Below are 14542 nucleotides of genomic sequence, written 5' to 3'. Positions count from 1 at the left end.
CCCTCATGACCACCCCCGTGTCCACCGACGCCCGCCGCCCCGGCGTGGCCGGTGCCCTCGACCGCTACTTCGAGATCAGCGGCCGCGGCTCGAGCTGGGCCCGCGAGGTCCGCGGCGGCGTCGTCACCTTCGTGACGATGGCCTACATCGTGATCCTCAACCCGCTGATCCTCGGCGGCTTCAGCGAGGACCAGGCCGCGAAGGACGTGCTCGGCGGCTGGCTGCAGAACAGCCAGGTCGGCGCGGTCACGGCCCTCACCGCCGGCGTCATGACGATCCTCTTCGGCACCGTCGCGCGCCTCCCGTTCGCCTTCGCGGCGGGCCTCGGCATCAACTCGTTCCTGGCGGTCACGGTCGTGCAGGACGTGACCTGGCCCGAGGCGATGGGCCTCGTCGTGATCAACGGCCTCGTCATCACCATCCTCGCCGTGACGGGCCTCCGCAGCATGATCTTCAGCGCCGTGCCCGCGGCCCTCAAGACCGCGATCACGGTCGGCATCGGCCTGTTCATCGCGTTCATCGGCCTCGTCGACTCCGGCTTCGTCCGCACGAGCGGCAATGCCTCGCCGCCCGTCCAGCTCGGCGACGGCGGGTCGATCAGCACCCTGCCGACCATCACGTTCGTGATCGGCCTGGTCGTGATCGGCGTGCTGATGGCCCGCCGCGTCCGCGGCGCGATCTTCATCGGCATCGTCGCCTCGACGATCATCGCGATCGTGCTGCAGGCGATCTTCCAGGTGCCGACCTCGAACGGCCAGAACCTCGACGACTGGAACCTCAACGCGCCCGTGCTGCCGACGCAGATCGTCGCGCTGCCCGACCTGTCGCTGATCGGCGACGTCAGCCTCGGCGCCTTCGCCCGCATCGGCTGGCTGTCGGCCGTCATGCTCGTCTTCACGCTCGTCTTCACCAACTTCTTCGACGCCATGGGCACGATGACCGGCCTCGCGAAGGCCGCCGACGTCGCCGCGCCCGACGGCACGTTCCCCCGCCTGAAGTCGGCGCTCGTCGTCGAGGGCATCGGCGCGGTGGCCGGCGGCGCGACGAGCTCGTCGTCGAACACCGTCTTCGTCGAGTCGGCGTCGGGCATCGGCGAGGGCGCCCGCACCGGCTTCGCCTCGGTGGTCACCGGCGTGCTCTTCATCCTCGCGATGTTCTTCACGCCGCTGACCCAGGTCGTTCCGCTCGAGGTCGCCGCCGCGGCGCTCGTCATCGTGGGCGCGCTGATGGTCTCCCAGATCAAGGACATCGACTGGACCGACTTCAGCGTCGCCCTGCCCGTGTTCCTCACGATCATCGTGATGCCGCTGTCCTACTCGATCGCCAACGGCATCGGCGTCGGCTTCGTCACCTGGGTGATCGTCCGCGCGTTCTCGGGCAAGGCGCGCGAGATCAGCCCGCTGCTCTGGATCGTCGCGGTCGGGTTCCTCGTGTACTTCGTCCGCGGCCCGATCGAGACCCTGATCGGCTGACTTGCCCCGCGACACCCCGAAGTGGACGATGCACCCCGACACGTCGGGGTGCATCGTCCACTTCGGGGTGCGGGACGAGCACGGAGCGCGATAGCGTCTGCGGCACGCACCGACACCGTCGTCGGCGCGACCGAGCCGAGGAGGCGCCCCGTGCCCCGCATCACCCCAGTCCTGTGGTTCGACGGCGAGGCCGAGGCGGCCGCGACGTTCTACGTCTCGCTGTTCCCCGTCTCCCACATCAGCCACGTGTCCCGCTACCCCGACGACTTCCCCGACCCCGCCATGGCGGGGCAGGCGCTCGTCGTCGAGTTCGACCTCGACGGGCAGAGCTTCCAGGGGCTCAACGGCGGCCCCGGGTTCGTCCCCAACGAGGCCGTCTCGCTCTCCGTGCCGGTCGACGACCAGGAGGGGCTCGACCGGATCTGGGACGCTCTCGCGTCCGACGGCGGCCAGGAGGGGCGGTGCGGCTGGGTCCGCGACCGTTGGGGCTTCTGGTGGCAGGTCGTGCCGAGCGCGATGCAGCGGACGGTCGGCGGGCCCGACCCGGCCGGCGCCTCCCGCGCCATGGAGGCCATGATGGGCATGAGCCGCCTGGTCGTGGCCGACCTCGAGGCCGCCTACCGCGGCGACTGACGTGACTGCCGCCTCCTCAGCTCACCAGCGGGGGACGGCTCACCAGCGGGGGATGGCTCACCAGTCGTGGACCGTCCCGTCCGCTAGGCGGTTGTAGGGCAGGTACGCCTGCTCGTAGGGGTACTTCCCGGCCTCGTCGACGTCGAGCTCGACGCCGATGCCCGGCTGGTCGCCGGGGTGCAGCATGCCGTCGACGAAGGTGAAGCTCTGCCTGAAGACGGAGTCGGTCTTCTCGCCGTGCTTCATGTACTCCTGGATCCCGAAGTTGTGGATCGCGAGCCCGAGGTGCATCGCGGCCGCCATGCCGACTGGCGAGATGTCGGTCGGGCCGTGCATGCCCGACTTGATCTGGTACTGCGCCGCGTAGTCGAGCACCTTGCGGAGGTGCGTGATCCCGCCGGTGTGGGTGACGGCACTCCGGACGTAGTCGATCAGCTGCTCCTGGATGATCTGCTGGTAGTCCCAGACGGTGTTGAAGATCTCGCCGATCGCCAGCGGCGTCGTCGTGTGCTGGCGGACGAGCCGCAGCGCCTCGGGGTTCTCGGCCGGGGTGACGTCCTCGAGCCAGAACAGGTCGTAGGGCTCGAGGCTCTTGCCGAGCGAGGCCGCCTGGATCGGCGTCATGCGGTGGTGGCCGTCGTGCAGCAGCGGGATCTCGGGCCCGAACTCGTTGCGGACGGCCTCGAAGACGGTCGGGACGTGCCGCAGGTACGAGCGGGTGTCCCAGTCCTCCTCGTTCGGCAGGGCGCCGCGCTGGGCGGGCTCGTGGTCGTACCGCACGCCGGTGTTGGCGTCGAAGGTGGCGTTCGAGGCGATGCCGTAGATCGACTTCAGCCCTGGCACGCCGGTCTGCACGCGGATGGCCTCGTAGCCCTGCTCCTGGTGGTCGCGCACGCTGTCGAAGAGCTCGTCCAGGTCCTTGCCTGAGGCGTGCCCGTAGGTGAGCAGGCCGGTGCGGGAGGCGCCGCCGAGCAGCTGGTAGAGCGGCATGCCGGCGACCTTGGCCTTGATGTCCCAGAGCGCGACGTCGACGGCGGCGATCGCGGCCATGGTGACGGGGCCGCGGCGCCAGTAGGCGCTGCGGTAGAGGAACTGCCAGGTGTCCTCGATGCGGCCGGGGTCACGGCCGATCAGCAGCGGCACCACGTGCTCGCTGAGGTAGGCGACGACGGCGAGCTCGCGGCCGTTCAGGGTGGCGTCGCCGAGACCGGTGACCCCCTCGTCGGTGGTGAGCTTCAGCGTGACGAAGTTGCGGTCAGGGCTGGTGACGATCACCTCGGCCTTGTCGATCTTCATTCGGTCTCCTTCGACTGGATGGTGGCGGCGATGCCTCCTCACCACCCTGTCGCACCTGGACGCCGCACGCCAGCGCGTCCTGCTCGCGGGCGGCGTCGCGCGCCAGCAGGGTGGCGCCCGCGACCGCGGCGGGCATCACGACGACGGCCCCGAGGGGCACGAAGAACGACAGCCAGGTCGCCGTGCCGAAGCCGAGCGTCCGCCAGCGGTTCGCCGCGAGGGCTGCTCGTCGCTGCCGCAGCGACCGACCACGGGCGTCGAGGGCGAACCCGGTCAGCTCGACCGCGAGGAACCAGCCGCCCGTGAGGGCCCCGAGCACGGGCACGAGGGTCTGCCCGACGACCGGCACGAAGCCGCCGACGAACAGGCAGACGCCGACCGCCGCGGTGGCGAGCAGCAGACGCACCGAGTCGCCGACGCTCCGCAGCACGCCGCGCCAGAACCCCTCGTCGACGTCGGCCGGCGCGTCGCCCTCGCGCTGCTCGACCTGGCGCCAGATGCGCTCGTAGAACGGGTCGCCGACGAGCAGCGTGACGGCGGTGAAGGTGACCACGGCGAGCAGGACGGCCAGCAACGCGACCGCCGCGCCGACGCCGACCCGGACGAGCACGCGGCCCCACTCGGGCCAGCCGTCGGCGAAGGGCGTCGCCAGGACGGCCAGGTCGTCGGCCTGCCCGTTCACCACCACGAGCAGGGTCACGAAGACGGCGCCGACGATCAGCGCGGGCACGGCGCCGAGCAGCATGAGCCGGGGCGACGTGCCCCAGAGGCGGAGCCCGCGGCCGAGCACCGCCACGCCCGAGCCGAACTCGCGCAGCGCCGACACGTCAGCGGACCTCGAGCGGCACGGGACCCGTCGGGGCCGGGAACGCGCGCTCGAGCTGCACGAAGGCCTGGTCGTCGATGTCGACGGCCAGGGCGGCGGCGTCCTCGCGCACGTGGTCGACGCTGCCTGCCTTGACGGCGAGCAGCACGTCGGGCGCGAGCCGCAGCACCCACGCGATCGCCAGCTGGGCGGGCGTCACGCCGAGGTCTGCAGCGACGGAGGCGACGACCGGGTGGTCGAGGAGCTCGCCGTGGTCGACCGGCGAGTACGCCATCAGCGGCGTCCCGGTCTCGCGCAGCCGCGGCAGCAGGTCGTGCTCCGGCCCCCGGCGGGCGAGGTTGTAGAGCACCTGGTCCGTCTGGGGCGACGACGAGCCGACGGTCGCCCTGGCGAGGTCGTCGAGGTCGTCGACGTCGAAGTTGCTGACGCCCCAGCCGCCGATCGCGCCCTCGGCGACCAGCGCCTCCATGGCCTCTACCGTGTCCTCGAGCGGGTGGCCGCCGCGCCAGTGCAGCAGGTAGAGGTCGAGCCTGTCGGTGCCGAGGCGCTGCAGGCTGGCGTGGCATGCCTCGACCGTGCCCCGGCGGCTGGCGTTCGAGGGCAGCACCTTGCTCACCAGGAACACCTCGTCGCGACGACCGGCGATCGCCTCGCCGACGAGCTGCTCCGACGCGCCGTGGCCGTACATCTCGGCCGTGTCGACCAGGGTCATGCCGAGGTCGAGCCCCTCGCGGAGGGCTGCCAGCTCGGCGTCCCGGCGGCGCGGGTCGTCGCCGAGCTCCCAGGTGCCGAGCCCGAGGGCGGGAACGGTGCGTCCGTCGGGGAACGTGACGTGCGGGGCGTCGTGAGCGGCCATGGCCCCAGTGTGCCCGGGAGCTCCTGTCCGCGGCCGGTCCTCCCCAGGGCCCACGGGGTGTTCCCTCCCCACGACCGGTGCCTCGAGGCACGGTCCACAGTCGAGGAGGCGCGGGTCGAGACGCGACGACCGTTCCGGCACGGTGGTCCCATGACCACCACAGACCGCACCGTCCCGCCCCTGCCCGTCAGCTCGTCCGAGTCAGCCCTCGCCCAGTGGGCGAGCGTCGTCTGCGACGAGCCCTGCGACGAGGACCTCGCCTACGTCGCGTTCTTCGACCGGGGCGAGTACCCCTGCGCGAGCCTGATCCGGTTGAGGGGCCTGCCCCGGCTGCCGTACGGACGGGACGTCGCCTCCCTCGAGCGGGTCGTCCGCGACCAGGCGAGCGACGTCCGGGCCAGCTCGGTCGTGCTCGTCTGGCAGCGCGAGGGCGAGACGCCGCTCGACGACCTGGCGGTCGCGACGTGGGCCAGGGGCCTCGACGAGAGGCTCCGACGCGGGCCGCTGAGGCTGCGCGGCCAGGTGCGCCGCACTCCGGGCGGCTTCGACCCGGCACCCCGGTTGCCGGGACAGGTCACGGCGACGGACCTGCCCGGCGGGTTCGACATGCCGGGCGACGGACCGCAGCTGATCCCGATGCGGAATCCGTACCACTGACCGTCGCCCGCAGGCCCGCAGGCCCGCAGGCCCGCAGGCCCGCAGGTCCGCAGGCCCGCAGGCCCGTGAGGCAGTCAGGTCACGCGGCGTCTGCGGCCGCGTCGAGCCTCTGCACCTCGTCGGCTGACAGCTTGATCGTCGCCGCGGTGGCCGAGTTCATGATCGTCTGCGGGCGAGTCGACCCGGGGATGGGGATGACCAGCTCGGACGCGTGCAGCTCCCACGCGAGCGTGAGCACCTGAGGCGAGATGCGGCGGGCGTTCGCGATCTCGGCGAAGACGGCGTGCTTCGTGCCGAGGTCGGCCGCGTTGGTGATGCCGCCGAGCGGGCTCCACGGCAAGAAGGCGATCCCCATCTCGTCGCAGAGCACGAGCTCGTCGACGCTCGAGCGGAACGCGGGGGAGTACTGGTTCTGCACCGAGACCAGCCGACCGTCGAGGACGTCGTTCGCCTCGCGGATCTGGTCGACGGTGGCGTTCGAGATGCCGGCCATGCGGATGACGCCCTCGTCGAGCAGCTCCGCCAGGGCGCCCACCGAGTCGGCGTAGGGGACGGCCGGGTCGGGCCGGTGGAACTGGTACAGGCCGATGGTCTCGACGCCGAGGCGCTGTGCGGACGCGCGCGCCGCCTCCTTCAGGTAGGCCGGGTCGCCGTTCTGGGCCCAGGCGCCTGCCTCGGGTCGGAGGTGGCCGCCCTTCGTCGCGACGAGCACGTCCGAGGTGTCGCCGTGGAAGCTGTCCAGCGCCCTGGCGATCAACGACTCGTTGTGGCCGACCTCGTGGGTGCCGGGCTGGTGGTACGCGTCGGCGGTGTCGATCAGGGTGATGCCCTGCTCCAGCGCGGCGTGGATCGTGGCGACGGCCTGCTTCTCGTCGGGCCGGCCCTCGATCGACAGGGGCATGCCGCCCAGGCCGATCGCGCTCACGGTGACGTCTCCGATGGTCCTCGTCTTCATGGGTCCTCCTCGTGCCGCAGCGGTGCGGCGCTCGTGCTCGTGTCGGCCCCCGCTCGCGGGGACCCTCGGTCCTGGGTACGCCCGCCCGGCCTCGCGTCTCACAGGAACGGGCGATGTCCAGGTGCCTGGCAGGCGCCACGGCGGGGTCTGCCAGGCGGGCGGCCTACGTTCTCGGCATGACCTCCGAGACCGCCGTGGCCACTTCCCGGTCCGCCGCCGGCCCGCACGACGACGTGGCTCGCAGCGACGAGACGCGTGGCGACGCGACGACTCCGGGTGCGTCCGACCGGGGGCTCGGCCGCACGGCCAGGGTTCGCGCCCGCTGGCGTGCCGGGCGCGAGAAGCTCGACGGCCATCCCCGCCTCCGCGTGGCCTACAAGGTCGGCGTGGCACTGGCCGGCGTCGTCGTCATCGCGGTCGGGCTGGTGCTCGTGCCGCTGCCCGGCCCCGGCTGGCTCATCGTCTTCGTCGGGGTCGCCGTGCTCGGCACCGAGTTCCCGGCGGCCCACCGCGTCACGCAGGCCGTCCGTCGACTCGCCCACCGCCTCCGGCTGCGGTGGAGGGCCTGGCGAGTGAGCCGCGCCGCAGCTCGGGCCTGACAGCTCGGGTACGTCAGCTCGGGCACGAGAGCTCGAGAACGACGGAGGGCCCGTCCACGATCGTGGACGGGCCCTCCGTCGTGTCGCCGACGCCGAGGCGTGGTGGCTAGTGCGAGGCCTCGTACTTCACCGGCTCGGGGAGCCCCTTGGCGGCCCGGATCGACCGTGACAGGCGCTCGATCGAGGTGAGTGCGGCGACCACGTCGGCGGCGGTCACCGGGAACGGCATCGAGTGGATGGTCTCCGACTCGACGGTGGCGGCCGCGGCCACCGCCTCGAGCTCCTCGGTGTCGTCGGTGCTGAGGCCGATCTCGGTGAGCGTGTTCGGCAGCCCCACGAGGGTGGTGAACTCGACGAAGTCCTCGATCTCGGCCCGGGGCGCACCCTCGAGCACGAGCTGGGTCAGCGAGCCGATGTTGACCTTCTGGCCGTGGGTCAGGCCGTGCGTCTGGGGTGCGGCGGTGAGCCCGTTGTGGATCGCGTGCGCTGCGGCGAGGCCGCCCGACTCGAAGCCGAGTCCTGACAGCAGGGTGTTCGCCTCGACGAGCGACTCGAGCGCGGGCGTGACGATGCCGTCGCGCACCGCGTCGAGGGCCGAGAGGGCGTTCTCGTGGATGATTCGCCACGACAGCTCTGCCAGGGCGGTGCCCGCCTGGGTCGCGAGTCCGCCGGCCATCGTGGTGGCGGCGGCCTTCGCCGAGGCGCGCGCCTCGATCCAGGTGGCCAGCGCGTCGCCGATGCCGGCCACCAGGAACTGCACGGGCGCGTTCGCGACGAGCTGAGTGTCGATCAGCACCAGGTCGGGGTTCCGCGGGAAGAACCGGTACTCGATGAACTCGCCCTCGTCCGTGTAGACGACGGCCAGGGCCGAGGTGGGCGCGTCGGTCGAGGCGACGGTCGGCACGCTGACCCAGCGGATGCCGGTGGCGTGTCCGGCGGCCTTCGCCGCGTCGATGGCGCTGCCGCCGCCGATGGCCACGACGACGTCGGCGTCCGACGACCGGATCGACTCCGCCAGCTCGTCGATCGCGGCGGGCGTCGCGAACTTGCCGAACGGCACCCGTTCGACCCGCAGCGACTCGGCGGCGAAGCTCGTCCCCACCGCCTCCTCGACGAGGCCCCAGACGACGTCGTCGGAGACGACGAGGGGCCGGCTGCCGATCGGGGCGACGAACTCGGCGAGGCGGATGATCGCGTCCTTGCCCTGGACGTAGCGGGCGGGGCTCATGACGGTGCGGACGGGAACGGGCATGCGGTGCTTCCTCTCGTGGGGGACGTGTGGCGTGCACGGTAGGCGGGGCGCCTCCGCGTCCGGTGGACGTCGACGAGAAGCCCAGCCCCGGCCCGATATCGTGGCGGGGTGACGCCCAGTCCTGCCTCCGCGACCGCCTACGAGGTGCTCGGCGTCCCCTCCACGGCCTCCGACGACGACCTGCGACGGGCCTACCGCCGCCTCGCCCGCGAGACGCACCCCGACCTCGGCGGCAGCGCGTCGGCGTTCCGCGACCTGCAGCTCGCCTGGGAGCTGGTCGGCACGCCGGAGGCGCGGGCCGCGTACGACCGTCGCCGCCCGTCGTCGACGGCGTCCGGCCCCGCGGGCTCCGCCTCCTCGTCCGCCACGCCTGCCCCCAGCTGGGCCCCGCCGCCCCGCGACCCGCAGCGCACCGACTCCCGGCCGAGAGCGCGGGTGCACGGCCACCCCGGCGGCGCCAACCGCGAGCGCTACCTGTCGCTGATGCGCGAGTGGGTCGGCCGCGGCGTGCCCCTCGACGACCCCTACGACGAGGCGCTCGTGCGGAGCGCGCCCCCGGAGATCCGGCACGTGCTCGCCGACGCCCTGGCCGAGGAGGCGACGGTCGCGATCGTGACCGGGCTCGGCATCGGCTTTACCATCTGGAGCGACGTCGACGCCGGCGCCGACGGCAAGCTCGACCACATCGTGCTCGGCCCCTCCGGCCTGTTCGCCGTGCAGTCGTCCGACTGGGGGAGCGAGGTGACGGTGTCCAAGGGCGACCTGGTCGGCCCGGGCATCCCCCTCGACGAGCAGCCGGTCCGCGACGTGACGAGGCAGGCCCGCGCCGTCCGGCGGGAGACCCGGGTGTCGTTCACCCACCAGCTGGTCGTCGTCCCCGACGACGACCTGCCCACGGCGCTCGAGCAGGTCGGGCGCGGGCGACGGGGGAGCACCTGGGTGCTCCGGAGGTCGCTGCTCGCCCAGGTGCTGCGGCACGGTCCCGAGCTCGGCGACCGGACGGCGCTCTCCGACGTCTTCGAGATCCGGGAGCGCCTCCAGCAGACCGTCCGCTTCGTCTGAGCCGATCGCCGGACGGCCGCAGGAGCCCGGTGGGCCCTTCCCTGCGGCACGCCCCGTGGAGCACACTGGTGACCCGATCGAGGAGGCCCCGTGTTCGAGCCCGTCAGTGCCTACAGCGGCTTCAGCGTCGACGACGTCCCGGCTGCGGCCGAGTTCTGGGGCGAGGTGCTCGGGCTCGCCGTCACGCCCCTGATGGACGGCAGCATGCTGCAGCTCCAGCTGCCCGGCAGCGCCGCGAACGTCCTGGTGTACGGCAAGGACGACCACCGCCCGGCCGGGTTCACCGTCCTGAACCTCGTCGTCGACGACCTCGACGTCGCCCTCGCCGACCTGGCCGAGCGCGGGCTGAGCCCCGACCCCGGTGGGCCCTGGGCCGGCGAGGACCAGGTCGTCCGGGGTCGCGCCTCGGGCCACGGCCCGGACATCGCCTGGTTCCACGACCCCGCAGGAAACGTCTTCTCCGTCCAGCAGCAGTGACTGCAGGGGGGAACCGAGACGGCGGCAGCACGAGTGGAGGGCTGACCCGACATCGGGTTCCGGGCCAGCCCCCTGTCCTCGTTCGGAGTCCCCGGCCGGCCGGTTGGGTGTCAGGTCGTCCTCGGAGCGGGGGCCGGTAACCTGGGGCCACCGAACCGAGGAGCACCAGCGATGACGCGCGACGCCGACCCCCGCCCCGCCTCCGACCGACCGATCGCGGCGTTCCTGTCCGTCGCGGCCGGCGTGCTCGCCTTCGCGGTGCCGATCCCCGCGCTCAACGTGGTGTTCTCCCTCGGCGCCCTCGTCTACGGCGTGCTCGGCATCCGGCGCAGCCGCGCACTGCGGGCCCGCGGCCCCCTGCGCTCGGGTCTCGTCCTCGCGATCGTCGGCCTGGTGCTCGGCGCCTTCGCCGTCCTCGGCACCGTGGCGGGCCTCGTCGTCCTGTCCCAGCAGTCGTGACCGTCCACGGACCCGCCGACGGCTGGGTCGAGGGCCCCGACGGCCGCCGTTTCTGGGGCCGGAACGGTGCCGCCGGCCTCCTGGCCGTCGACGCCGACGACCGCGTCCTCCTGCAGCACCGCGTCGAGTGGAGCCACTTCGGCGGCACCTGGGGCCTGCCGGGCGGCGCCCGCGACTTCGACGAGACAGCCGTCGCGGGCGCGCTTCGCGAGGCCGGCGAGGAGGCCGCCGTCCCGGCCGACGCGCTCCGCCTCCGCTCCCAGTCGGTCCTCGACCTCGGCTTCTGGTCGTACACGACCGTCGTCGCGGCCGTCACGCGCGCCTTCGACCCTGTCATCTCCGACGCCGAGAGCCTCGAGCTGCGCTGGGTGCCGCGCGCCGAGCTCGACGTCCTGCCGCTGCACCCGGGCCTGGCGGCTTCGTGGCCCGGCCTCCGGGCCCAGCTCGACGACGACGTGCACCTCGTCGTCGACGCGGCGAACGTCGTGGGGTCCCGGCCCGACGGCTGGTGGCGCGACCGCGCAGGAGGCGCCGCCCGCCTCCTCGGGTCCCTGGCCGACGCGCTCGCGGTCGGCCTGCCTGCCGGGCTCCTGTCCGACGCTCCGCCCGAGGGTCCCGGCGCCGCCACGTCCTGGTGGCCGACGACGACGGTCGTCCTCGAGGGCAGGGCCCGCGACGCCGCTGACGTCGACGGGCTGACGGTGCGTCGCGCGACCGGCGAGGGCGACGACGCGATCGTCGTGGAGGTCGAGCAGCGCGTCGCCTCGGCGACCGAGGGGGGAGCGCACCCCAGGGTCGTCGTCGTGACGGCCGATCGCGGCCTGGCCGACCGCGTCCGCGCAGCAGGCGGGTCCGTCGTCGGCCCCCGGCGTCTCCTCGACCTGCTCGGCTGACCGGACGAAGGCCCTCCCTCCGGATGCGGAGGGAGGGCCTTCGTGCTCGCTGCGGTCAGGCCGCGGGGCCCTCGCCGAGGGTCACCGTCGCGGTGTGGCTCGTGCCGGCAGCGTCGGTCCAGGTCAGCTGCACCTGGTCGCCCGCGTCGTGTGCCTGGACGGCCGCGGTGAGGGCGGAGGCGTCCGCGACGGGGGTGCCGTCGAGCGCGGTGACGGTGTCGCCGGCCACGAGGCCGGCCGACTCGGCGGCGCTGCCCTGGACGGTGCCGGCGATCGGGACGCCTGCCCCGGTGCCCGTCGCCGTGCCCGAGATCTGCGCGCCGAGGAAGGCAGGCAGGCCGATCTGGACCGTCGAGCTGCCCTGACCCGCGACGATCTGCCTCGCGATCGTGAGCGCGTGCGAGATCGGGATGGCGTAGCCGGTGATGGGGGCGGTGCCCGAGGAGGCGGCGGTCACGATCCCGACGACCTCGCCGTCCGCGTCGCGCAGAGGCCCTCCGGAGTCGCCGGAGACGACGTCGGACTGCAGCTCGATCAGGCCCGACAGCGACTCGGTGCCGCTGCCGGTCTCGCTGGCGACCGAGATCGCCTGGTCGGTGGCCAGGACCGTGCCCTCGGCCGTGACCAGGTCGCCCGTGCCGCCGGCGTTGCCGGTCGAGTGCACGGCGTCGCCGGTGGCGACGGCGCCCGACGCGTCGAAGTCGACGGGGGTGAGCCCGCTGGCGTCCTCGAGCTGCAGCACGGCGACGTCGTTCGTGGCGTCGGTGCCGACGACCTTCGCGGTGTAGGCCTGCCCGGTCGTCTCGTCGGTGACCTCGATGCTCGTGGCGCCCTGGACGACGTGGTTGTTCGTGAGCACGAGCCCGTTGGCCGTCATGACCATCCCGGTGCCGGCCGACCTGTACGACGGGTCGTAGTTCAGGGTGCTGACGATCGTCACGACGCCCTGCGTCTCGTCCGCGGTGGCCGCGGTGGCGGACGACTCTGAGGTGCCGGTCCCGCCCGTGCCGCCCTGGTCCTGGCCGGGGAGCAGCTGGCCTCCCGACGACGACCCGTCCGAGCTGCCGAACGGCGAGCCCTGCGACGGGAGCTGCTGGGGCGAGAGCTGGTAGGTCTGCTGGCGTGCCTCCGCGGCGGCGAGGCCGACGGAGTGGCCGAGCGACCAGGCGCCCACGCCGGCCCCGCCGATGCCGAGCACGAGGACCGCGGCCGCTCCCGTGACGAGGGCCCACCGGCCGGGGCGGCGGCGGCGCGAGGGCCGGGGGCCGAACGCGGCGGGCAGCTCGGGCCCGACCGCGGCCGGACGGCCCTGGGTCGCGGCCGGGTCCTCGGCGGCGGCGGACACGAAGCGGGCCTCGGAGGCACCCGTCACGTGGGGAAGCGTGTGCACCTCGGGCGGAGCCGCGTCGGTCGGGGTCGGGGTCGGCGTCGTCGCGGGCGTCGGCTGGTCAGCGGTGCGGTCGGCGTCGCTCTCGCGGTCGTTCATGAGGTGCCTCCTGAGGCGGTGGTCGAGGTGATGAGGACCATGGAACGGCGCTCGCCCATCAGTTCCCTATGAACCGTCGAGGAGGTGGTCGTGAGTTCTCGGAGGAACCGCCGACAGCCCCTGGTCCTGTCCTCCCTTAGGCGGACGCCCGCCCGCCCCGCTGCGGACCGCCCGGAAAAGCGTTGCCGCCGGGTGCCGTCGATCCGATACGCTGGTCACCCGAAGGAGGTCCACGATGGCAGAGCCCGTTCACCACGTGTCCGACGAGCACGGCCCCGAGCAGCACGGCGACGCCCGTGTCGACGGCCACACGGCGCACACTCCGGTCCAAGGCGTCCCCGGGTCCTCCCGCGAGGTCGACACCACCCTCAGCTTCAACGAGGAGTACCAGGCCCAGCTGGCCGCCCTCCAGGGCGGGGCGACGTCCGACGAGGGCGAGGCCGTGGCTGCCCTCCCGTCCGGTTCTGCCCTCCTCGTCGTCCGGCGGGGCCCGAACATCGGCGCCCGGTTCCTCCTCGACTCCGACGTCACCGTCGCGGGTCGGCACCCCGACGCGGGCATCTTCCTCGACGACGTCACGGTCAGCCGCAAGCACGCCGAGTTCCGTCGGTCGGGCACGACCTTCACGGTCAACGACCTCGGGTCGCTCAACGGCACGTACTTCGACGGCGTCCGCATCGACGAGGCCCTGCTCAGCGACGGCGCCGAGGTGCAGGTCGGCAAGTTCCGCCTCACCTTCTACGCCTCGCGCGTCGACCTGGCCAACCTGGCGCTCCAGTAGTGCCCGGCTCCGCCGCCGCCCGGTCGTCGCCGACCGGGGCGGCCGACCTGTTGACGATCGGGCAGGTCCTGGCGCGTCTGAAGCCCGAGTTCCCCGACCTCAGCAACAGCAAGCTCCGGTTCCTCGAAGAGCGTCAGCTGGTCACGCCCGTGCGCACGGCGTCCGGCTACCGCAAGTTCTCGTCGGCCGACGTCGAGCGCCTGCGCTTCATCCTCGGCCTCCAGCGCGACCACTACCTGCCGCTCAAGGTCATCCGCCAGCACCTGGACGACCTCGACGCCGGCCGGCCCTCGACGCTCCCGACGGGCTCGGCTCCCGTGTCGATGCTCTCGACCGTGCGCCGCTTCTCCCGGGCAGACCTGCTCCGCGAGTCCGGCGCCTCCTCGGCCCTGCTCGACGACGCGATCGCGTCGTCCCTGATCTCGCCGTCCGAGTCCTACGGCGACGAGCCCCTGGCAGTCCTCGTGGCACTCGTCGAGCTCGGTCGCTCAGGCATCGAGCCCCGTCACCTGCGCAGCTTCCGCGCGGCCGCGGAGCGCGAGCTGAGCCTCATCGAGAGCGCGCTCGCCTCGGTCGCGCGTCGTCGTGACCCTGCCGGTCGGGCCCGGGTCGCGGAGCTCTCCCGAGAGCTCGCCGGGCAGCTCGAGGTGGTCCGCACCTCCCTCATCCGCTCTGCCCTCGACCGCCTCGACACGTAGACGGCGGCGCCGTCGACGAATATCCTCGACACGCCGACTCCTCGACGCGGATGTCGCCTCGACGAGCACCCGATGTGGGTACCGTGGGACCAGGTCGAACCATCAACCCGGTGTTGAATGTTTCGGGTCAGATCGCGACG

General features: G+C 73.0%; 16 protein-coding genes. 10 read left to right on the top strand and 6 right to left on the bottom strand.

What is annotated here, in order from left to right:
* The first annotated feature begins 5 nt into the window (after window positions 1–5).
* Entirely contained in the window at window positions 6–1472 is a 1467-nt protein-coding gene (locus tag JOE35_RS10300) for an NCS2 family permease (RefSeq protein ID WP_209560998.1), read from the top strand.
* A 150-nt stretch (window positions 1473–1622) separates the two neighbouring features.
* Window positions 1623–2105, top strand: coding sequence for a VOC family protein (locus JOE35_RS10295; protein WP_209560997.1), 483 nt, complete (start codon window positions 1623–1625; stop codon window positions 2103–2105).
* A 57-nt stretch (window positions 2106–2162) separates the two neighbouring features.
* Here JOE35_RS10295 and manD read toward each other — a convergent pair whose 3' ends face one another.
* Genes manD through JOE35_RS10280 form a run of 3 tightly spaced genes read right to left on the bottom strand, consistent with a single transcriptional unit; the run spans window position 2163 to window position 5083 of the window.
* Complete coding sequence (manD, locus tag JOE35_RS10290; protein WP_209560996.1) at window positions 2163–3401, bottom strand: D-mannonate dehydratase ManD; 1239 nt, start codon at window positions 3399–3401, stop codon at window positions 2163–2165.
* Window positions 3361–4227: an EI24 domain-containing protein gene (locus JOE35_RS10285; protein WP_209560995.1), complete on the bottom strand. Its 867-nt coding sequence runs from the start codon at window positions 4225–4227 to the stop codon at window positions 3361–3363. Before JOE35_RS10285 ends, manD begins: the two co-directional genes overlap by 41 nt.
* A 1-nt stretch (window position 4228) precedes the next feature.
* Window positions 4229–5083, bottom strand: coding sequence for an aldo/keto reductase (locus tag JOE35_RS10280; protein WP_209560994.1), 855 nt, complete (start codon window positions 5081–5083; stop codon window positions 4229–4231).
* 150 nt (window positions 5084–5233) lie between these two features.
* Between JOE35_RS10280 and JOE35_RS10275 the strand changes: the two genes are divergently transcribed.
* Window positions 5234–5740: a hypothetical protein gene (locus tag JOE35_RS10275; RefSeq protein ID WP_209560993.1), complete on the top strand. Its 507-nt coding sequence runs from the start codon at window positions 5234–5236 to the stop codon at window positions 5738–5740.
* A 79-nt stretch (window positions 5741–5819) separates the two neighbouring features.
* Here JOE35_RS10275 and JOE35_RS10270 read toward each other — a convergent pair whose 3' ends face one another.
* Window positions 5820–6695 carry an aldo/keto reductase gene (locus tag JOE35_RS10270; protein ID WP_209560992.1) on the bottom strand — a complete coding sequence of 292 codons (876 nt, stop codon included), beginning with the start codon at window positions 6693–6695 and terminating at the stop codon, window positions 5820–5822.
* A 176-nt stretch (window positions 6696–6871) separates the two neighbouring features.
* On the opposite strand from JOE35_RS10270, the gene JOE35_RS10265 reads away from it, so the two are divergent.
* Entirely contained in the window at window positions 6872–7294 is a 423-nt protein-coding gene (locus JOE35_RS10265) for a PGPGW domain-containing protein (RefSeq protein WP_209560991.1), read from the top strand.
* Window positions 7295–7400: 106 nt separating this feature from the next.
* Here the strand turns inward: JOE35_RS10265 and JOE35_RS10260 are convergent, their stop codons facing one another.
* Window positions 7401–8546 (bottom strand): glycerol dehydrogenase, encoded by a 1146-nt coding sequence (locus JOE35_RS10260; protein WP_209560990.1) that lies wholly within the window; start codon window positions 8544–8546, stop codon window positions 7401–7403.
* A 108-nt stretch (window positions 8547–8654) separates the two neighbouring features.
* Between JOE35_RS10260 and JOE35_RS10255 the strand changes: the two genes are divergently transcribed.
* From JOE35_RS10255 to JOE35_RS10240, 4 genes are all read left to right on the top strand, one after another.
* Window positions 8655–9608 carry a DnaJ domain-containing protein gene (locus JOE35_RS10255; protein ID WP_209560989.1) on the top strand — a complete coding sequence of 318 codons (954 nt, stop codon included), beginning with the start codon at window positions 8655–8657 and terminating at the stop codon, window positions 9606–9608.
* A gap of 90 nt (window positions 9609–9698) precedes the next feature.
* Window positions 9699–10085: a VOC family protein gene (locus JOE35_RS10250; protein WP_209560988.1), complete on the top strand. Its 387-nt coding sequence runs from the start codon at window positions 9699–9701 to the stop codon at window positions 10083–10085.
* Window positions 10086–10256: 171 nt separating this feature from the next.
* Complete coding sequence (locus JOE35_RS10245; RefSeq protein WP_209560987.1) at window positions 10257–10544, top strand: hypothetical protein; 288 nt, start codon at window positions 10257–10259, stop codon at window positions 10542–10544.
* A complete protein-coding gene (locus JOE35_RS10240; protein ID WP_209560986.1) occupies window positions 10541–11437 on the top strand; it encodes an NUDIX domain-containing protein in 897 nt (298 codons plus the stop codon). Before JOE35_RS10245 ends, JOE35_RS10240 begins: the two co-directional genes overlap by 4 nt.
* A gap of 55 nt (window positions 11438–11492) precedes the next feature.
* Here JOE35_RS10240 and JOE35_RS10235 read toward each other — a convergent pair whose 3' ends face one another.
* Window positions 11493–12923 carry a S1C family serine protease gene (locus JOE35_RS10235; protein ID WP_209560985.1) on the bottom strand — a complete coding sequence of 477 codons (1431 nt, stop codon included), beginning with the start codon at window positions 12921–12923 and terminating at the stop codon, window positions 11493–11495.
* A 235-nt stretch (window positions 12924–13158) separates the two neighbouring features.
* On the opposite strand from JOE35_RS10235, the gene JOE35_RS10230 reads away from it, so the two are divergent.
* Window positions 13159–13704 (top strand): FHA domain-containing protein, encoded by a 546-nt coding sequence (locus JOE35_RS10230; RefSeq protein WP_209560984.1) that lies wholly within the window; start codon window positions 13159–13161, stop codon window positions 13702–13704.
* Window positions 13704–14402 carry a MerR family transcriptional regulator gene (locus JOE35_RS10225; protein ID WP_209560983.1) on the top strand — a complete coding sequence of 233 codons (699 nt, stop codon included), beginning with the start codon at window positions 13704–13706 and terminating at the stop codon, window positions 14400–14402. Before JOE35_RS10230 ends, JOE35_RS10225 begins: the two co-directional genes overlap by 1 nt.
* Window positions 14403–14542: the final 140 nt, after the last annotated feature.

The organism is Frigoribacterium sp. PvP032 (genome assembly GCF_017833035.1).
Classification (GTDB): Bacteria; Actinomycetota; Actinomycetes; order Actinomycetales; family Microbacteriaceae; genus Frigoribacterium.
The sequence above is the reverse complement of the archived record's forward strand: the minus strand, read 5'-3'. Positions and strand labels throughout refer to the sequence as shown.